At 67.9% G+C, this 19,483-nt stretch carries 14 protein-coding genes and 1 pseudogene; 10 read left to right on the top strand and 5 right to left on the bottom strand.

Annotation, left to right across the window (positions count from 1 at the left end):
• The 10 genes and pseudogenes from A9G05_RS20205 to A9G05_RS28545 all read left to right on the top strand — a co-directional run.
• Nucleotides 1-926 (top strand): annotated as a pseudogene (locus A9G05_RS20205) (hypothetical protein); the annotation flags it as partial.
• The gene (locus A9G05_RS20210) at nt 923-2,080 is read left to right on the top strand and encodes a sodium:proton antiporter (RefSeq protein WP_069562647.1); all 1,158 of its coding nucleotides are present in this window, start codon (nt 923-925) and stop codon (nt 2,078-2,080) included. The pseudogene A9G05_RS20205 and the gene A9G05_RS20210, both read left to right, overlap by 4 nt.
• The gene (locus A9G05_RS20215) at nt 2,067-3,308 is read left to right on the top strand and encodes an NAD(P)/FAD-dependent oxidoreductase (protein WP_069562648.1); all 1,242 of its coding nucleotides are present in this window, start codon (nt 2,067-2,069) and stop codon (nt 3,306-3,308) included. The genes A9G05_RS20210 and A9G05_RS20215 overlap by 14 nt, the downstream gene beginning before the upstream one ends.
• A 4-nt stretch (nt 3,309-3,312) precedes the next feature.
• Nucleotides 3,313-4,047, top strand: a complete 735-nt coding sequence (locus A9G05_RS20220; RefSeq protein ID WP_069562649.1) for a class I SAM-dependent methyltransferase — start codon at nt 3,313-3,315, stop codon at nt 4,045-4,047.
• Complete coding sequence (locus A9G05_RS20225) at nt 4,044-4,541, top strand: hypothetical protein (protein ID WP_069562650.1); 498 nt, start codon at nt 4,044-4,046, stop codon at nt 4,539-4,541. Before A9G05_RS20220 ends, A9G05_RS20225 begins: the two co-directional genes overlap by 4 nt.
• A complete protein-coding gene (locus A9G05_RS20230) occupies nt 4,538-5,725 on the top strand; it encodes a beta-ketoacyl-[acyl-carrier-protein] synthase family protein (protein WP_069562651.1) in 1,188 nt (395 codons plus the stop codon). Before A9G05_RS20225 ends, A9G05_RS20230 begins: the two co-directional genes overlap by 4 nt.
• The gene (locus tag A9G05_RS20235) at nt 5,722-6,171 is read left to right on the top strand and encodes a hotdog family protein (RefSeq protein WP_069562652.1); all 450 of its coding nucleotides are present in this window, start codon (nt 5,722-5,724) and stop codon (nt 6,169-6,171) included. The genes A9G05_RS20230 and A9G05_RS20235 overlap by 4 nt, the downstream gene beginning before the upstream one ends.
• Complete coding sequence (fabG, locus tag A9G05_RS20240; protein ID WP_069562653.1) at nt 6,168-6,896, top strand: 3-oxoacyl-ACP reductase FabG; 729 nt, start codon at nt 6,168-6,170, stop codon at nt 6,894-6,896. The genes A9G05_RS20235 and fabG overlap by 4 nt, the downstream gene beginning before the upstream one ends.
• Nucleotides 6,896-8,122, top strand: a complete 1,227-nt coding sequence (locus A9G05_RS20245; RefSeq protein WP_069562654.1) for a beta-ketoacyl-ACP synthase — start codon at nt 6,896-6,898, stop codon at nt 8,120-8,122. Before fabG ends, A9G05_RS20245 begins: the two co-directional genes overlap by 1 nt.
• A 33-nt stretch (nt 8,123-8,155) precedes the next feature.
• Nucleotides 8,156-8,959: a hypothetical protein gene (locus A9G05_RS28545; protein WP_083265747.1), complete on the top strand. Its 804-nt coding sequence runs from the start codon at nt 8,156-8,158 to the stop codon at nt 8,957-8,959.
• A gap of 57 nt (nt 8,960-9,016) precedes the next feature.
• Here the strand turns inward: A9G05_RS28545 and hemE are convergent, their stop codons facing one another.
• From hemE to aroB, 5 genes are all read right to left on the bottom strand, one after another.
• Nucleotides 9,017-10,084: a uroporphyrinogen decarboxylase gene (gene hemE, locus A9G05_RS20255; RefSeq protein WP_069562655.1), complete on the bottom strand. Its 1,068-nt coding sequence runs from the start codon at nt 10,082-10,084 to the stop codon at nt 9,017-9,019.
• A 374-nt stretch (nt 10,085-10,458) separates the two neighbouring features.
• Entirely contained in the window at nt 10,459-11,877 is a 1,419-nt protein-coding gene (locus tag A9G05_RS20260; RefSeq protein WP_069562656.1) for an FAD-dependent oxidoreductase, read from the bottom strand.
• 113 nt (nt 11,878-11,990) lie between these two features.
• Nucleotides 11,991-16,436, bottom strand: a complete 4,446-nt coding sequence (gene gltB, locus A9G05_RS20265; protein WP_069562657.1) for a glutamate synthase large subunit — start codon at nt 16,434-16,436, stop codon at nt 11,991-11,993.
• A 264-nt stretch (nt 16,437-16,700) separates the two neighbouring features.
• Complete coding sequence (locus A9G05_RS20270; protein ID WP_069562658.1) at nt 16,701-18,368, bottom strand: SPOR domain-containing protein; 1,668 nt, start codon at nt 18,366-18,368, stop codon at nt 16,701-16,703.
• Between the two features lie 10 nt (nt 18,369-18,378).
• On the bottom strand, nt 18,379-19,482 hold the full coding sequence (gene aroB / locus A9G05_RS20275; protein ID WP_069562659.1) for a 3-dehydroquinate synthase: 1,104 nt from the start codon (nt 19,480-19,482) through the stop codon (nt 18,379-18,381).
• Nucleotide 19,483: the final 1 nt, after the last annotated feature.

Consider the following 19,483-nt stretch of genomic DNA (forward strand, 5'->3'; position numbering starts at 1 on the left):
CCGGCCTGCAGCCCACCAGCCAGTTCTTCCTGGTGCGCGCCGCTGACGAGGCCCAGTTGCTGGAACGCCAGGCCGCCCTCAGCGAGCGCCTGGACCAGGCGGTGGCCGACGGCCAGTTGCAGGGCTACCGCGCCCTCAGCCAGTTGGCGGCACCGCCCAGCCGCCTGGCGGCGCTGCACCAGGCCCTGGAGGCCCTGCCCGCCCACTGGCAGCCGCTGCTGGACCTGGGCCTGCCGCTGGACGCCCTGGAGGCCGAACGCGCGCGCCTGCTGAACACCCCGCCGCTGCCCCTGGAGGCGGCCCTGGCCGGCCCCCTGGGCGAGGCCTGGCGGCCGCTCTGGCTGGGCCGTGATGCCCAGGGCCGGGTGGCCGGCATCGTCAGCCTGCAGGGCGCGGCCTCCCCGGCGCTGCTGGAGCAGGCCGCGGCCGGGCTGGAGGGCGTGCAGGCGGTGGACCGCATCGGTGAGCTGAACCGGCTGTTCGCCGCCACCCAGGTCAGCGCGGCCGAGCTGAAGCTGGCCTCCTGTGCGGTGATCCTGCTGTTGCTGTGCCTGCCCTTCGGCCTCGGCGGCGCGCTGCGGGTGGTGGCGCTGCCGCTGCTGGCGGCGCTGGCGGCGCTGGCCTGCCTCGGCTGGCTGGGCCAGCCGCTGACGCTGTTCAGCCTGTTCGGGCTGCTGCTGGTGACAGCCATAGGCGTGGACTACGCGATCCTCATGCGCGAGGCGGTGGGCGGCGCGGCGGTGAGCCTGCTGGGCACGCTGCTGTCGGGCCTGACCAGTTGGCTGTCGTTCGGCCTGCTGCTGTTGAGCCAGACCCCGGCCATCGCCAACTTCGGTCTGACCATCAGCCTCGGGCTGTTCTTCTGCTTCCTGCTGGCGCCCTGGGCGCAGGCGGACGTGCCCCACGGCCAGGAGCTGCCGGCATGACCCTGGTGCTGTTCTGGATCGGCCTGCTGGGGCTGTTCGCCCTGTTCACCCGGGTGGGTCGCCTGCTGGGGCTGATTCCCATCGTCAGCCAGTTGCTGCTGGCCAGCTTCGGCCTGCCCCTGGTGATGCGCTGGCTGGCCGCGCCGGTGGGCCTGGACAACGCCCAGGTGCTCGCCGCGCCCTGGCTCGAGCCGCTGTACGGGCTGGCCTTCACCCTGCTGCTGGGACACATCCTCAGCGACGTGGTCGACCTGCGCCTGGAGACGGCCAGCGTGAAGATCGCGCTGCCGAGCTTCTTCGTGCCGTTCTTCTGCGGCCTGGCCTGCGCCACCTGGCTGTTGCCGGCGGCGAGCCTGCTGTCGAACGTGGCGGTGGGGCTGCTGTTCGCCCTCACCGCGATCCCGGTGCTGTTTCTCTACCTGCGCCACCTGGGCTACCCGGAGCCGACCATCCGCCGCCTGCTGCAGGCGGCGATCCTGATGGACCTGATGTGCTGGTGCCTGTTCGGCCTGGCCCAGGGCAGCGCCGCGCCCGCCACCCTGCTCTGGCCGCTGCTGGCCGCGCTGCTGCCGCTGGCACTGCACCGGGTGCGGGTGCGCGCGCCGCTGGTCTACAGCCTGGCCTTCTTCGCCCTGCTGCTGACCCTGCAACAGCTATCGCTCAATGCCCTGGTGTTCGGCATCGCCTACCTGCTGGTGATGGCGGCGCTGCGCGTGCCCTTCCGCCTGCCGCTGCCGGCGGCGGTGTTCCACGCCCTGCAGGTGTGGCTGGCGGTGCCGCTGATCCTCGCCTACGGCCTGCTGCAGATCGACTGGCACGCGGCCTGGCAGGGCTATTCCGGGGTGCAGTTCAGTGCGCTGCTGGTGCTGCCGGTGCTGAGCAAGCTGGCGGGCAACTGGCTGGGGCTGTCCTGGGCCGAGGGCCGCCTGGCCGCGAGCCCGGCGAAATGGCGCCAGAGCGTGCTGCTCAATACCCGCGGGCTGACCGAGATCGTCTTCCTCAACCTCCTGTTCCAGCAGCAGATCATCAGCGCGCCGCTGTACTTCGCGCTGATGCTGATGGGACTGATCGCCACCCTGTTGCCGGCCCTGACCCAACGCGCCCGGGCCGTTCCCTCTACCGTTTCGGAAAGGAGTCCCCATGAAGCCCAGTGAAGTCCAGCAGCGCCAGGTGGTGGTGATCGGCGCCGGCCCCTCCGGGGCCATCGCTGCCGCCCTGCTCAGGCGCAAGGGCCACGACGTGCTGATCCTCGAACGCCAGCGCTTCCCGCGCTTCTCCATCGGCGAGAGCCTGCTGTCCCACTGCCTGGACTTCGTCGAGGAAGCGGGGATGCTCGAGGCGGTCATGGCTGCCGGCTTCCAGGTCAAGCACGGCGCGGCCTTCGCCTGGGGCGAGCGCTACACCGACTTCGACTTCCGGGAGAAATTCACCCCCGGCAAGGGCAGCACCTTCCAGGTGCAGCGGGCGCCCTTCGACCAGTTGCTGGCCGATGAGGCCGCGCGCCAGGGCGTGGAGATCCGCTACGAGGAGGAGATCATCGCCGCCGACTTCTCCAGCGACTGCCCGCGCCTGACGGTGCAGCGCCTGGACGGCAGCCAGTACCAGGTGGAAACCGCCTTCGTGCTCGACGGCAGCGGCTACGGCCGGGTGCTGCCGCGCCTGCTGGACCTGGAGGCGCCGTCCAGCTTTCCGGTGCGCCAGGCGGTGTTCACCCACATCGAGGACCGCATCGACGACCCGGCCTTCGACCGCGAGAAGATCCTCATCACCATCCACCCCGAGTTCCGCGATGTGTGGTTCTGGCTGATCCCCTTCAGCAACGGCCGCTGCTCCCTGGGCGTGGTGGGTGAAAGCAGCCACTACGCCAACCGCCCGAAGGACCTGGACGCCTGCCTGAAGGCCTTCGTCGCCGAGACGCCGAACCTGCGCCGGCTGCTGGCCAATGCCGTGTGGGACACCCCGGCCCGCGCCATGGGCGGCTACTCGGCCAACGTGAAGACCCTGCACGGTCCGGGCTTCGCCCTGCTGGGCAACGCCGCCGAGTTCCTCGACCCGGTGTTCTCCTCCGGCGTGACCATCGCCATGCGCTCGTCGAGCATGGCGGCGAACCTGCTGGACCGTCAGTTGAACGGCGAACCGGTGGACTGGGAACGCGACTTCGCCACGCCGCTGAAGAAGGGCGTGGACGCCTTCCGCGCCTATGTGGAGGGCTGGTACGAGGGCAGCTTCCAGGACGTGATCTTCTACGCAGGCGGCTCCCCGGAGATCCGCGGGATGATCTGCTCGATCCTCGCCGGCTACGCCTGGGACACCCGCAACCCCTTCGTCGCCGAGCCCAAGCGCCGGCTGCGGATGATCAGCGAACTGTGCGCGGCGCAGTGAGGGCATGAGCATGCAGCGCGCCTCCGCCACCTACGTCGAGGAAACCCGCTTCGGCTTCTGGTTCCTGCAGAGCCACACCTGGGAGCACCATGTGCTGCGGGTGGCGATCAACGACCTCAAGGGCCTGTTCCACGCGCCGCTGCCAGAAGCGCCGGTGCTGCTGGACGCCGGCTGCGGCCAGGGCAAGTCCTTCCGCCTGCTGGCGGACGCCTTCGCGCCGTCGCGGATGATCGGCCTGGACGCCGACCCGCACAGCCTCGACTGCGCCCGCGCCGAAGCCGTGCGCCAGGGGCTGGCGGTGGAGCTGCTGGCCAGCGACTGCGCCGAACTGCAGTTGCCGGACGCCAGCGTGGACCTGCTGTTCTGCCACCAGACCTTCCACCACCTGGTGGAGCAGGAGCGCGCCCTGGCGGAGTTCTGGCGGGTGCTGAAGCCGGGCGGCTACCTGCTGTTCGCCGAGTCCACGCGCTACTACATCGACACCTGGGTGATCCGCTGGCTGTTCCGCCACCCGATGCATGTGCAGCGCAGCGCCGCCGAGTACGAGGCGATGGTGCGCGGCCAGGGCTTCGTGTTCGAGCCGCACAACGTCTCCTACCCGTACCTGTGGTGGAGCCGCTCCAGCGACTTCGGCCTGCTGGAGCGCTGGGGCCTGCGCACGCCGCCCCCGCCCGGGCAGCGCAACGAGACGCTGGTGAACCTGGTGGCCCGCAAGCCCCTGGAGGCACCGGCAGCATGACCTGGCGCGCGCTGACCCTGCTGGCCTGCCTGCTGCTGGCCGCCTGTGCCGGGACCACCCCGGTGCCGGCGCGCGTGCCGCCGCTGGGGCTGCCGCTGTCGCTGCATGTGGCACGGGAGGCCCAGGGCGAGCAGCGCGACTGGCTGCTGGTGGTGCAGGACGAGGGCGGCGTGCTGCGCTGGTCGCTGTTCGACCCGCTGGGCGTACCCCTGGCGCGCCAGCGCCTGAAGGCCGGCGCCTGGCACAACGACGGCCTGCTGCCGCCCAACCCCGAAGCCCGCGAGCTGTTCGCCGCGCTGCTCTACGCGCTGGTGCCTTCCGAGGCGCTGCCCCGCGTCTACGCCGGCATCCCCCACGGAGTGGGCGCCGACGGCAGCCGCGAGCTGGATGGCCGCTGGCGGGTGGCCTACCGCACACCCCTGCAGTTCGACCTGCAACGCCGCGAAGGACCGCATTACCGCATCAGCCCGCTGACGGGCGAGGAGCCTCGATGACCGCTTCCCTCCATGCGCTGGGCCTGGTCTGTGCCCTGGGCCAGGGCAAGGCTGCCGTGGCCCGCAACCTTTTCGCCGGCGATACCGCCGGGATGCGCCCCCACGCCGACTGGGTGCCAGAGCGCACCCTGACCCTCGGCGCGGTGGACGCCGAACTGCCGGCGCTGCCGGCCGAGCTGGCCGCCTGCGACAGCCGCAACAACCGCCTGCTGCTGGCCGCTGCCCTGGAGATCGAGCCGGAACTGCGCGCCGCCGTGGCCCGCCATGGTGCGGCACGGGTGGGCGTGGTGCTGGGCACCAGCACCTCGGGCATCCAGGAAGCCAGCCTGGGCATCGGTGAACAGTTGCGCACCGGCGCCCTGCCGGCGGACTACCGCTACGCCCAGCAGGAGCTGGTGGCGCCGGCGACCTTCCTCGCGGCCTGGCTGGGCAGCGCCGGGCCGGCCTACTGCATTTCCACCGCCTGCACGTCCAGCGCCCGGGCCCTGCTCAGCGCGCGCCGCCTGCTGCACCTGGGGGTGTGCGATGCGGTGGTGTGCGGCGGGGTGGATTCGCTGTGCGGGCTGACCCTGAACGGCTTCGCCGCGCTGGAGGCGGTCTCCGACAGCCTGTGCAACCCGCTCTCGCGCAACCGCCGGGGCATCAACATCGGCGAGGGGGCGGCGCTGTTCCTGATGGAACGCGACGCCGGCGGCATCGCCCTGCTGGGCGCGGGTGCCGGCTCCGATGCGCACCACATCTCCGCCCCCGAGCCCAACGGCCTGGGGGCCCAGCGTGCGATGCGCCAGGCCCTGGCCGATGCCGGGCTGGAGGCCTCGGCGATCGACTACCTGAACCTGCACGGCACGGCCACCCCGCACAACGATGCGATGGAGAGCCTGGCCACCACGGCGGTGTTCCCCGAGGGCGTGCCGGCTTCGTCCACCAAGCCGCTGACCGGCCACACCCTGGGCGCCGCCGGGGCCCTGGAGGCGGCCTTCTGCTGGCTGGCCCTGAGCCCGTGGAACCCGGAGCACCGCCTGCCGCCCCACCGCTGGGACGGCGAGCCCGACCCCGAGCTGCCGGCCCTGCGCCTGGTGGACGGAACCTCGCGCCTGCCCACCCAGCGCCCGCGCCGCCTGATGAGCAACTCCTTCGCCTTCGGCGGCAGCAACATCAGCCTGATTCTCGGAGACGCGCCATGAGCGATTGGCCGATAGCCGAACTGGTCCCCCATGCCGGGGACATGATCCTGATCGACCAGGTCCTGCGCTTCGGCGACGAGGACGTGGAAACCCGCCTGACCGTGCGCCCCGGGTTGTTCACCCAGGACGACGGCAGCCTGCCGGCCTGGGTCGGCGTGGAGCTGATGGCCCAGAGCATCGCCGCCTACGCCGGCTGCCAGGCCCGTCAGGCGGGACAACCGGTGGAGCTGGGCTTTCTGCTCGGCACCCGCCTTTACCAATGCAACGTCGACCGCTTTCCGGCCGGCGTGGACCTGCACATCACCGCCACCCGCTCCCTGCAGGACGACAGCGGCATGGGCGTCTTCGAATGCCGCCTGACCGGGCCGGGTATCGAGGCCTTCGCCCGCCTCAACGTCTTCCGTCCGCCGCAGGTGGCGAGCTACCTGGAGGAAACCCAAACATGACCGAGACCATCCTGGTCACCGGCTCCAGCCGCGGCATCGGCCGCGCCATCGCCCTGCGCCTGGCGCGCTCGGGCTACGACCTGGTGCTGCATTGCCGCTCGCGCCGCGACGAGGCCGAGGCGGTGAAGGCCGAGATCGAAGCCCTGGGCCGCAGCGCCCGGGTGCTGCAGTTCGACGTCTCCGACCGCGCCGCCTGCCGCGAGCAACTGGAGGCCGACGTGGAGGCCCACGGCGCCTACTACGGGGTGGTGTGCAACGCCGGCCTGACCCGCGACGGCGCCTTTCCGGCGCTGACCGACGAGGACTGGGACAGTGTGCTGCGCACCAACCTGGACGGCTTCTACAACGTGCTGCACCCGCTGTGCATGCCGATGATCCGCCGCCGCAAGCCGGGGCGCATCGTCTGCATCACCTCGGTGTCGGGGCTGGTGGGCAACCGCGGGCAGGTCAACTACAGCGCCTCCAAGGCCGGGGTGATCGGCGCCGCCAAGGCGCTGGCCATCGAGCTGGCCAAGCGTCGCATCACGGTCAACTGCGTGGCGCCGGGGCTGATCGACACCGAGATCCTCGATGAGCAGGTGCCGGTGGAGGAGATCCTCAAGATGATCCCGGCCCAGCGCATGGGCACGCCGGAAGAAGTGGCCGGTGCGGTGAATTTCCTGATGTCCGAGGAGGCCGGCTACATCACCCGGCAGGTCCTCGCTGTGAACGGTGGGCTGTGCTGATGAAACGTGTAGTGGTCACCGGCATGGCCGGCATCACCTCCCTGGGCGACGACTGGGACAGTATCTGGAGCCATTTCACGGCCAACCGCAGCGGCATCCGCCGGATGGACGAGTGGGATCGCTTCGCCGAGCTGAACACCCGCCTGGCCGGGCCCATCGACGGCTTCACCACGCCCTCGCACTGGACCCGCAAGCAGATGCGCAGCATGGGGCGGGTCTCGAAGCTGTCGGTCTACGCCGCCGAGCGGGCCCTGGCGGACGCCGGGCTGACAGGCGACGAGCGCATCCGTGACGGTCGCATGGGCGTGGCCTGCGGCTCGTCCACCGGCAGCACCGAGGAGATCAAGGCCTTCGGCAACATGCTGCTGAACTCGGTGGCCGACGGCCTCAACGCCAACTCCTACGTGCGCATGATGCCGCACACGGCGGCGGCCAATATCAGCATCTTCTTCGGCCTCAAGGGCCGGCTGATTCCCACCTCCAGCGCCTGCACCAGCGGCAGCCAGGGCATCGGCTACGCCTATGAGGCGATCAAGTTCGGCCGCCTGCCGATGATGCTGGCCGGCGGTGCGGAGGAGCTCTGCCCCACCGAGGCGATGGTGTTCGATGCGCTCTACGCCACCAGCCTGAAGAACGATGCGCCGCACACCTCGCCGCGCCCCTACGACAGCGGCCGCGACGGTCTGGTGATCGGCGAGGGGGCCGGCATCCTGGTGCTGGAGGAGCTGGAGCATGCGCTGGCCCGTGGCGCGCGGATCCACGCCGAGATCGTCGGCTTCGGCTGCAATGCCGATGGCCAGCACACCACCAAGCCAGAGCAGGCGACCATGCGCGGGGCGATGGAGCTGGCCTTGCAGGACGCGGGCCTGCCGCCCTCGGCCATCGGCTACGTGAACGGCCACGGCACCGCCACCGAGCAGGGCGACGTGGCGGAGACCCTGGCCACCAGCAGCCTGTTCGGCGCGCGGATGCCCATCAGCTCGCAGAAGAGCTTCCTCGGCCACACGCTGGGTGCCTGCGGGGCGCTGGAGTCCTGGTTCAGCATCGAGATGATGAACCGCGACCAGTACATCCACACCCTCAACCTGGACGCGGTGGACCCGGCCTGCGGCGAGCTGGACTACCTGCGCGACGGCCCGCGCCAGATAAGCAACGAGTACGTGATGAACAACAACTTCGCTTTCGGCGGGGTCAACACTTCGTTGATCTTCCGTCGCTGGCGCTGACCTCTACACACACCCGAAAAGGAGTTAAAGGGAATGACACGGACCTATCGAATCCTGTCGCTGCTGGCCATGGTTCTGCTGCTGGGCGCCTGCACCAGCAAGCCGATCTACAACGCTGAGGAACACTTCTCCTCTGAACTGGCGCTCAGCGACAGTCAGATGCAGCGGGCGATCATCACGGCGCTGCGCGATCGCCAGTGGAGCGTGCAATCGGCCAAACCCGGCATGGTCCAGGCTGCGATCACCATCCGTGGCAAGCACCATGCGGAAGTCGACATCCCCTATACGCCGACGTCCTTCCAGATTCTCTACCGCAGCAGCTGGGGCCTGGACTACAAGGACGGCAAGATCCACGGCAACTACAACCGCTGGGTCAACAAGCTGCGTGACAACATCCTGAAGGAGCTGAACGTTGATCCGATCATCGAGTCGGTGAACGAGCTGGGCGCGGTCAATCAGGGTGTGGAAGGGGCGACTTACCTGGACTTCCAGGAGGGCATCACCCGCGCCACTCAGGCTGGTCTGCTGGATGGCAGTGTGAAGTTTTACCTGGCGGGCCAGATGGTGCCGGGCGAGATCCGCAAGATCCGCACCGTGACCAGCAGCCGCAAGACCAACGGGTCCAACAAGTCCGATGAAGAAGCCTGCGTATGGGCGTTGCAATCGGCGTTGGTGTCCCTGCAGAACGCGGCGAAGAAGGCCGGCGCCAATGCGGTGATCGACATCGCCAGCGTCTACAAGCGCGACGTCTACAAGGACGCGCAGAAGTACCAGTGCCGTGCCGGGATGCTGATTGCCAGCGTGGCGCTGCGGGGCGAGCTGGCGACGGTGAAGTAGGCCGCTACCACCCATGAAAAAGGCCGCTGATGCGGCCTTCTTCATTTGGATGGGCGATCAGCCGTGGTACTGGGCCGACAGCTCGTGAACGGCTTCGAAGAAGGCGCCGGCGTGGGCCGGGTCCACTTCGGGAGTGATGCCGTGGCCGAGGTTGAAGACGTGGCCGGTGCCCTGGCCGTAGGCGGCGAGGATGCGGCTGACTTCGCTGCGGATGGCGGTGGGGCTGGCGTAGAGCACGGACGGGTCCATGTTGCCCTGCAGGGAGACCTTGCCGCCGACCCGGGCGCGGGCGCTGCCGATGTCGCAGGTCCAGTCCAGGCCGAGGGCTTCGGCGCCGGTGTCGGCCATGGACTCCAGCCACAGGCCGCCGCCCTTGGTGAAGAGGATGACGGGGATGCGGCGGCCTTCGTGCTCACGGATCAGGCCGTCGACGATCTGCTTCATGTAGGCCAGGGAGAACTCCTGGTAGGCCGCTGCGGAGAGGGCGCCGCCCCAGGAGTCGAAGATCTGCACGGCCTGGGCGCCGGCGAGGATCTGGCCGTTGAGGTAGGTGGTGACCGAGCGGGCCAGCTTGTCCAGCAGGGCGTGCATGGCCTGCGGGTCGTTGTAGAGCATGGCCTTGGACTTGCGGAAGTCGCGGCTGGAGCCGCCTTCGACCATGTAGGTGGCGAGCGTCCAGGGGCTGCCGGAGAAGCCGATCAGCGGGACGCGGCCATTGAGTTCGCGACGGATGGTGCGCACGGCATCCATGACGTAGCCGAGGTCTTCCTCGGGGTCGGGGATGGGCAGGGCGTCGATGTCGGCGCGGGTGTTGATCACCTTGCGGAAGCGCGGGCCTTCGCCGGTCTCGAAGTACAGGCCCTGACCCATGGCGTCGGGGATGGTGAGGATGTCGGAGAAGAGGATGGCCGCGTCCAGTTGCGGGTAGCGGTCCAGGGGCTGCAGGGTCACTTCGCAGGCCAGTTGCGGGTTCATGCACAGGCTCATGAAGTCACCGGCCTTGGCGCGGGTGGCGCGGTACTCGGGCAGGTAACGACCGGCCTGGCGCATCATCCAGACGGGGGTGACGTCGACGGGCTGCTTGAGCAGGGCGCGAAGGAAGCGGTCGTTCTTCAGAGCGGTCATGGCAGGTTCCCAGCAAAAAAGTGCCGGCATTTTCGCAAAGCCCAACGCAAAAGGCACGGCGGGTGCCGTGCCTTTTGTCTTTCGCGACAGAATGTCGCGGCGAAGGGCTATAGGCCGAGGGGCACATTAGAGTGGACCGCGCTTTATCGATCCACCTTTCGTGTTCACCGGCCACTCCGCCTGGTGGATGCAAAGAGCGGCATCCACCCTACGCACGAAGGGGACATCGCACCCTCTGGCCGACATGGCCGGAGCCACGGCCTGTAGAGGGGACCGCGCTTCATCGGTCCACCTTTCGTGTCCGCCGGCCACTCCGCCTGGTGGATGCAAAGAGCGGCATCCACCCTGCGCACTGGCGGCGTGTGGCTTGCCGCTTAAACGCCCAGGTAGTCGAGGATGCCTTCGGCGGCGGTGCGGCCTTCGAAGATCGCGGTGACCACCAGGTCGGAGCCGCGCACCATGTCGCCACCGGCGAAGACCTTGGGGTTGCTGGTCTGGTGCTTGTACTGCGCCTGGGCCGGGGCGACGACGCGACCCTGGCTGTCGATGCGGATGTCGAACTGCTCGAACCACGGCGCCGGGCTGGGACGGAAGCCGAAGGCGATCAGCACGGCGTCGGCCGGGATGATCTCTTCGGAGCCGGGGATCGGCTCGGGGCTGCGGCGGCCACGGGCGTCGGGCTCGCCGAGGCGGGTTTCGACGACCTTGACGCCTTCCACCTTGCCGTCGCCGACGATGGCGATGGGCTGGCGGTTGAAGAGGAACTTCACGCCCTCTTCCTTGGCGTTCTTCACTTCTTTGCGCGAGCCGGGCATGTTCTCTTCGTCACGGCGGTAGGCGCAGGTGACGGCCTTGGCGCCCTGGCGGATAGAGGTGCGGTTGCAGTCCATGGCGGTGTCGCCGCCGCCGAGGACGACGACGCGCTTGCCCTTCATGTCGACGAAGTCCTCGGGGGACTTCTCGAAGCCGAGGTTGCGGTTGACGTTGGCGATGAGGAAGTCGAGCGCGTCATGCACGCCGGGCAGGTCTTCGCCGGGGAAGCCGCCCTTCATGTAGGTGTAGGTGCCCATGCCCATGAACACGGCATCGAACTCACCGAGCAGTTGCTCCAGGGTGATGTCCTTGCCGACTTCGGTGTTGAGGCGGAACTCGATGCCCATGCCGGTGAAGACTTCGCGGCGACGGCTGAGGACGTGCTTTTCGAGCTTGAACTCGGGGATGCCGAAGGTCAGCAGGCCACCGATCTCGGGGTTCCTGTCGAACACCACGGGGGTCACGCCATTGCGCACCAGGACGTCGGCACAGCCGAGGCCGGCCGGGCCGGCGCCGATGACGGCGACGCGCTTGCCGGTGGGCTTGACCTTGGACATGTCCGGGCGCCAGCCCATGGCGAAGGCGGTGTCGGTGATGTACTTCTCCACCGAGCCGATGGTGACCGCGCCGAAGCCGTCGTTGAGGGTGCAGGCCCCTTCGCAGAGGCGGTCCTGCGGGCAGACGCGGCCGCAGACCTCGGGCAGGGTGTTGGTCTGGTGGGACAGTTCGGCGGCGGCGAGGATGTTGCCTTCGGAGACCAGCTTCAGCCAGTTGGGGATGAAGTTGTGGACCGGGCACTTCCATTCGCAATAGGGGTTGCCGCAGCCCAGGCAGCGGTGGGCCTGGTCGGCCGCTTGCTGGGGCTTGAAGGTGTCGTAGATCTCGACGAATTCCTTTTTGCGCTGGCGCAGCAGTTTCTTCTTCGGATCCTTGCGCCCGACCTCGATGAACTGGAAGTCGTTGTTCAGACGTTCAGTCATTTGGAAAACCTCTTAACAGCAGCGGCACGTCAGGGCGGCACGCTGCAAGACTCATCACGGTTGGCCAGCGGGCCCGGCGTCGGTGACGCGCAGGCTCGCGGCTCGGGCGCTTGTTATTGCGGGTTGGCTCGGGTGCTGGAGAGCAGCGACGCGAGGTTCGCAGCCTTCGGCTTGACCAGCCAGAACCGGCGCAGGTAGTCGTCCAGGTTTTCCAGCAGGTGGGCACCCCAGTCGCTGGAGGTTTCCTTGACGTACTCCACCAGCACGCTGTGCAGGTGGCTGCGGTAGGCCTCCATGGACTCGTTGCTGATGCGCTGGATTTCCACCAGTTCGTGGTTGACCCGGTCGACGAAGCTGTTGTCCATGTCCAGCACGTAGGCGAAGCCGCCGGTCATGCCGGAACCGAAGTTGTAGCCGGTCTTGCCGAGGACGCAGACGAAGCCACCGGTCATGTATTCGCAGCAGTGGTCGCCGGTGCCTTCCACGACGGCATGGGCGCCGGAGTTGCGCACGCCGAAGCGTTCCCCGGCGGTGCCGGCGGCGAACAGCTTGCCGCCGGTGGCGCCGTAGAGGCAGGTGTTGCCGATGATGGCCGACTCCTGGCTCTTGAACGGGCTGCCCTTGGGCGGGGTGATGACCAGCTTGCCGCCGGTCATGCCCTTGCCGACGTAGTCGTTGGCGTCGCCTTCGAGGTAGAGGTCCAGGCCGCCGGCGTTCCATACGCCGAAGCTCTGGCCGGCGGTGCCCTTGAAGCGGAAGGTCACGGGGGTGTCCTTCATGCCCTGGTTGCCGTAGCGGCGGGCGATCTCGCCGGAGATGCGTGCGCCGATGGAGCGGTCGCAGTTGCCGATGGCGAGGTCGAAGCAGCCACCGGACTTGCTTTCGATGACGCCCTTGGCCATGTCCCACATGCGCTCGGCCAGCAGGCCGGGGTCGAACGGCGGGTTGCGGTCCACCTGGCAGTACTGGGGCTTGTCGGCCGGGATGCGGTCGCTGCCCAGCAGGGGGGTGAGGTCGAGGTTGCCCTGCTTGGCGGTCTCGCCCGGCAGGATGTCGAGCAGGTCGGTGCGGCCGATCAGCTCGCCGAGGCTGCGTACACCGACGCGGGCCAGCCACTCGCGGGTTTCTTCGGCGACGTAGGTGAAGAAGTTCATCACCATTTCGACGGTGCCGATGAAGTGGTCCTTGCGCAGCTTGTCGTTCTGGGTGGCGACGCCGGTGGCGCAGTTGTTCAGGTGGCAGATGCGCAGGTACTTGCAGCCCAGGGCGATCATCGGGGCGGTGCCGAAGCCGAAGCTCTCGGCGCCGAGGATGGCGGCCTTGATGACGTCGAGGCCGGTCTTCAGGCCGCCGTCGGTCTGCACGCGAACCTTGCCGCGCAGGTCGTTGCCACGCAGGGTCTGGTGCGCTTCGGAGAGGCCCAGTTCCCAGGGGCTGCCGGCGTACTTGATGGAGGTCAGCGGGGAGGCGCCGGTGCCGCCGTCATAGCCGGAGATGGTGATCAGGTCGGCATAGGCCTTGGCCACGCCGGCGGCGATGGTGCCGACGCCGGGCTCGGCCACGAGCTTCACCGAGACCAGGGCCTGGGGGTTGACCTGCTTGAGGTCGTAGATCAGTTGGGCCAGGTCTTCGATGGAGTAGATGTCGTGGTGCGGCGGCGGGGAGATCAGGGTGACGCCGGGCACGGCATAGCGCAGGCGGGCGATGAGGCCGTTGACCTTGCCGCCGGGCAGTTGGCCGCCTTCACCGGGCTTGGCACCCTGGGCGACCTTGATCTGCAGCACTTCGGCGTTGACCAGGTACTCGGGGGTGACGCCGAAGCGGCCGGTGGCGACCTGCTTGATCTTGGAGCTGCGCACGGTGCCGTAGCGGGCGGGGTCTTCGCCGCCTTCGCCGGAGTTGGAGCGCGCGCCCAGGCGGTTCATGGCCTCGGCAATGGCTTCGTGGGCTTCCGGGGACAGGGCGCCGAGGGAGATGCCGGCGGAGTCGAAGCGCTTGAGGATGTCGCCGACGGGCTCGACCTCTTCCAGTGACAGGGGCTGGGCGCTCTCCTTGACCTTGAGCAGGTCGCGGATCATGGACACCGGGCGCTGGTCCACCAGGGCGCTGTACTGCTTGTAGGTTTCGTAGCTGCCCTGCTGCACGGCGGCCTGCAGGGTGTTGACCACGTCGGGGTTGTAGGCGTGGTACTCGCCGCCGTAGACGAACTTGAGCAGGCCGCCCTGCTGGATCGGCTTGCGGTTGCTCCAGGCTTCCTGGGCGAGCAGCTTCTGTTCACTCTCGATGTCGACGAAGCGGGCGCCCTGGATGCGGCTGGCAACGCCACGGAAGCTGAGGTCGACGACTTCGTCGGCCAGGCCGACGGCTTCGAACAGTTGGGCACCGCGGTAGGAGGCGATGGTGGAGATGCCCATCTTCGAGAGGATCTTCAGCAGGCCCTTGGAGATGCCTTTGCGGTAGTGCTTGAAGACTTCGTAGAGGTCGCCGAGGACTTCGCCGGTGCGGATCAGGTCGGCCAGCACTTCGTAGGCGAGGTAGGGGTAGACGGCGGAGGCGCCGAAGCCCACCAGTACGGCGAAGTGGTGCGGGTCACGGGCGGTGGCGGTCTCGACCAGGATGTTGCAGTCGCAGCGCAGGCCCTGCTCCACCAGGCGGTGGTGCACGGCGCCGACGGCCAGGGAGGCGTGGGCGGGCAGCTTGCCGGGGGCGATGTGGCGGTCGCTGAGGACCAGCAGTACCTTGCCGGCGCGCACGGCTTCTTCGGCCTGGTCGGCGATGTTGCGCACGGCGGCTTCGAGGCCGATGGACTCGTCGTAGTTGAGGTCGATGACCTGGCGCTCGAAGCCTTCGCGGTCGAGGGTCATCAGGGCACGCCACTTGGCCGGGGAAATCACCGGGCTGCTGAGGATGACGCGGCTGGCGTGGGCCGGGGACTCGGAGAAGATGTTGCGCTCGGCGCCCAGGCAGATTTCCAGGGACATGACGATGGCTTCGCGCAGCGGGTCGATCGGCGGGTTGGTGACCTGCGCGAACTGCTGGCGGAAGTAGTCGTAGGTGGAGCGCACGCGCTTGGACAGGACGGCCATGGGGGTGTCGTCACCCATGGAGCCAACCGCTTCCTGGCCCTGCTCGGCGAGCGGGCGCAGCACCTGGTCACGCTCTTCGAAGGTGACCTGGAACATTTTCATGTACTGCTTGAGCTGGTCGCTGTCGTAACTGGCGACGCCGTGGTCGTCGTCGAGCTTGGCCTGGATGCGCACGGCGCTCTGGCGCAGCCACTGCTTGTAGGGGTGGCGCGACTTGAGGCGGCTGTCGATGTCCTCGGTGTTGAGGATCTGGCCGGTCTCGGTGTCGACGGCGAGGATCTGGCCGGGGCCGACGCGGCCCTTGGCGATGACGTCCTCGGGCTTGTAGTCCCACACGCCGATTTCGGAGGCGAGGGTGATGTAGCCGTTCTTGGTGGTGACCCAGCGGGCCGGGCGCAGGCCGTTGCGGTCGAGCAGGCAGACGGCGTGGCGGCCGTCGGTCAGCACGACGCCGGCGGGGCCGTCCCAGGGCTCCATGTGCATGGAGTTGTATTCGTAGAAGGCACGCAGGTCGGCATCCATGGTTTCCATGTTCTGCCAGGCCGGCGGGATGATCATGCGCACGCCACGGAACAGGTCGATGCCGCCGGTGACCATCAGTTCGAGCATGTTGTCCATGCTGGAGGAGTCGGAACCGACGCGGTTGACCAGCGGGCCGAGTTCGTCGATGTCGGGCAGTTGCTCGTTGGCGAACTTGGTGCGACGGGCGACGGCCCAGTTGCGGTTGCCGGTGATGGTGTTGATCTCGCCGTTGTGGGCGAGGAAGCGGAAGGGCTGCGCCAGCGGCCACTTCGGCAGGGTGTTGGTGGAGAAGCGCTGGTGGAAGACGCAGATGGCGGTCTGCAAGCGTTCGTCACCCAGGTCCGGGTAGAACTGCTGCAGGTCGGCCGGCATCATCAGGCCTTTGTAGATGATGGTCCTGTTGGAGAAGCTGCAGACGTAGTGGTCGGCGTCGGCGGCGTTGGCCACGGACGAGCGACGACGCGCGCTGAACAGCTTGACCGCCATCTCCTGGTCGGACAGACCTTCGCCGCCGATGAACACCTGTTCGATCTGCGGCAGGCGCTCCAGGGCCAGCCGGCCGAGGACACTGGTGTCCACCGGGACCTTGCGCCAGCCCACCAGTTGCAGGCCGGCGGCTTCGATCTCGCGATTCATGTTCGCGCGGGCGACTTCGGCACGGGCGTTGTCCTGGTTGAAGAACACCATGCCCACGGCGTATTGCCCGGGCAGGTCGACGCCGAAGGCTTCCTTGGCAATCGCACGCAGGAACAGGTCGGGTTTCTGGATCAGCAGGCCACAGCCGTCGCCGGTCTTGCCGTCGGCGTTGATACCGCCGCGGTGGGTCATGCAGGTCAGTGCTTCAATCGCGGTTTGCAGAAGATGGTGACTGGCCTCGCCCTGCATGTGGGCGATCAGGCCGAAGCCGCAGTTATCCTTGAACTCATCAGGATGGTACAGACCTGCTTTCATAGGGGAACTCTCACCAGAGCAGCCTCTTTTTAGAGGCGGAATTTCTTTTAATTCAACCAGTTACCTCTCGCGCCAGACTTGACGCCAGCTTTGCGTAGGCAAAAGGGAGGTCAGTGTACATATCCACTGGGGTCGTTACAAATCTGCACGACGATTCGGTGAAAGTATTTGTCGCAAAAGCGAAGGAATAGACCGGAAGGTCGTGCTAGCGACTTTCCGGTCACATCTGAGGATGCCAAGTGACAGGTGAGCCCGGGACCGGGCTCAGCGGGCCATCTCTTGCTGGATGCTGGCGAAGCTCTTCGGCCAGGGCTTGCCGGCCTGCACCTTGGCGGGCAGGGCCTTGATGGCAGCCTGGGCGGCATTTCGGCTGGCGAAATTACCATAAGTGACCACGTACAGTGGCTTACCCTGGTGCAGCTTTTTGAAGTAACGGTACTCGCCACCGTTCTGCTGGACGAAGGACTTGGCGCTGGCTTCGGAGCTGGTACCAAGGATCTGCACGGCGTAGTTGCCACCTGCCTGGGCACGGTACCAACCATCACCTGCAGCGCCACCCGTGGAGGCGACTGCAGCAGGCTTGGCAGCGGCCTTCTCGGCCGGCTTGGCTGCCGGTGCGGTCGCCGCGGGCTTGGCGGTCGGCGCCGGGGTTGCTGCGGGCTTGGTCGGCTGCGCACTGGGGGTGGCCTGGGCCACGACCGGAGCGGCAGGTGCGGTGGCCGGCGGTGCCGGTCGGGTAGCTGGCTGCTGGGTGACGATGGGTGCGGGCGGCTGGGCCGGCGCGGGGCTGGCTGTGGCTCCAATGGGCGGGGCGACCGTGGTCACGGTAGGCGGCACGGTGCTGCCTGCGGGTGGGGTACCGGCTTCATCCTGGTCTTCCTGGCCGGCGGCCTGGGCCAGCGGCTCACGGATGACCGGCTGGGCTTCGCCCACCAGCGGCAGGGGCAGCGGCTGCGACGAGCCGGCGAACTCGACGGCCGGCGCTTCACCGGGTTTGCCCGGCTGCTCAGGCGTGGACGGGGCAACGCCCTGGCCCAGGGGCAGTTGTGCCGTGGTGGGCTGGGCCGGTGTGCTGTGATCGGTACGGCCTTGCATGAGCCAGGCAGCGACGACACCGACCGCGACGACGCCCAGTGCCAGCAGGTGCTTCTTCGGTAGATTCAAGCTGAACCCTCCTTTGCGCGATGCGCCCCGCTCGGCGAGCATCGCTTCCACCAGGAGCTCGCGAGCGGCCTGATTGATGCCGCCGGGCCAGCCTCCGGACTGGAGGTGGATGTCTTCGATCTGTTCCTCGGTCAGCAGGTCGATACTCTGGCCGGCACCTTCAAGGCGCTGCGCCAGGTATTCGCGGGTTTCGTCCTCGCTGTAGGGCAGAAGTTCAATGGCGTGGAAGCGTTCTTCACCATCGGCGACCAGTTCCAGGCGCGGCAGCAGCGAGGAGTCGGCGAAGAGGAAGACGTGAGGGCGCGATTCGCCGCTTCCGGCCGCCAGGGCCAGCAGGTTGTCGACACCGGCGTCATCCAGGTCCTCGGCGTCATCGACGAGGAGGTAGACCTCCTGGCCGGTCAGGGCCAGTTGGCCGACCTGGGCGAGGATGGAGCGGCTGTCCGCCTGGGGAATTCCGAGTGCCTGGGCGATCAGGCGCATCAGGCCACCGGCTTCAGCGGCGCCGCGCGCGGACACGACCACGCTCTGCACGGCCTGTTTGTTGGTGCTGGCAACCAGGGCCTGGCGCAGCAGGGTCTTGCCGGCGCCGGCCGGGCCAGTCACCACCAGCAACAGTTGGCTGTAGCGAGCCAGGTGGTGCAGCTGGCCGAGGACGGGCTTGCGCTGGGCTGGGTAGAACTTGAAGCCGGGGACCCGTGCGGCGAACGGGTCATGGGTGAACTGGTAATGGGCCAGGAAGGCCTCTTCAGCATGCAGGCTGCTCATGGGACTGTTTTTACTCTCCAAGCTCTTCGGCCAGGGCGCGGTAATCGGCGCTCAGGGTCTCGTCCAGAATGTTGCCCGGGTAATCGGCGGTAATCACCGCCTCTCCGAGCCGGCTCAGCAGCACAAGGCGCAACTGGCCATCGATCACTTTCTTGTCTACGGCCATGTGTTCCAGGAAATGGGCGGGAGTCATCTCCTGGGGCGGCACGATCGGCAGGCCCGCTGCACGCAGCAGGCGTATGGAACGGTCGCGCTCTGCGGCGTCGATCCAGCCGAGGCGACGGGACATCTCCAGGGCCATGACGGTCCCGGCGGCCACCGCCTCGCCATGCAGCCAGACGCCGTAGCCCATGTGGGTCTCGATGGCGTGGCCGAAGGTGTGCCCCAGGTTGAGGGTGGCGCGGATGCCGGATTCGCGTTCGTCGGCACCGACTACGCGAGCCTTGGCGGCACAGGAGCGCTCTATGGCCTCGGTCAGCGCCGTCGGCTCCAAGGCCAGCAGGGCATCCATGTGCGTTTCGAGCCAGTCGAGGAATGGCGCGTCGCAGATCAGGCCGTATTTGATCACTTCGGCGAGCCCGGCGGAGAGCTCGCGAGGCGGCAACGTGCGCAGGGTCGCAGTATCGATCAGCACGGCCTTGGGCTGGTAGAAGGCACCGACCATGTTCTTGCCCAGGGGGTGGTTGATGCCGGTCTTGCCACCGACCGAGGAGTCCACCTGGGACAGAAGGGTGGTCGGTACCTGGATGAAGTCGACGCCGCGCTGGTAGCAGGCGGCGGCAAAGCCAGCCATGTCGCCGATGACGCCGCCGCCCAGCGCGATGATGGTGGTGCGGCGGTCATGACGTGCAGTGAGCAGGCCATCGAAGATGAGCTGGAGGGTTTCCCAGTTCTTGAAGGACTCGCCATCGGGCAGAACGATGGGCTGCACCTTGTAGCCGCCGAGGGTCTGGGTCAGCCGTTCGAGATAAAGCGGGGCGACGGTTTCGTTGGTGACGATGGCCACCTGCTTGCCGGCAATATGCGGCGCAAACAGCTCGGCCTTCGACAACAGGTCGGCACCGATGTGGATGGGATAGCTACGCTCGCCGAGATCGACCTGAAGTGTCCGCATG

This window comes from Pseudomonas sp. ENNP23, from assembly GCF_001728945.1.
In the GTDB taxonomy this organism is placed as follows: domain Bacteria; phylum Pseudomonadota; class Gammaproteobacteria; order Pseudomonadales; family Pseudomonadaceae; genus Metapseudomonas; species Metapseudomonas otitidis.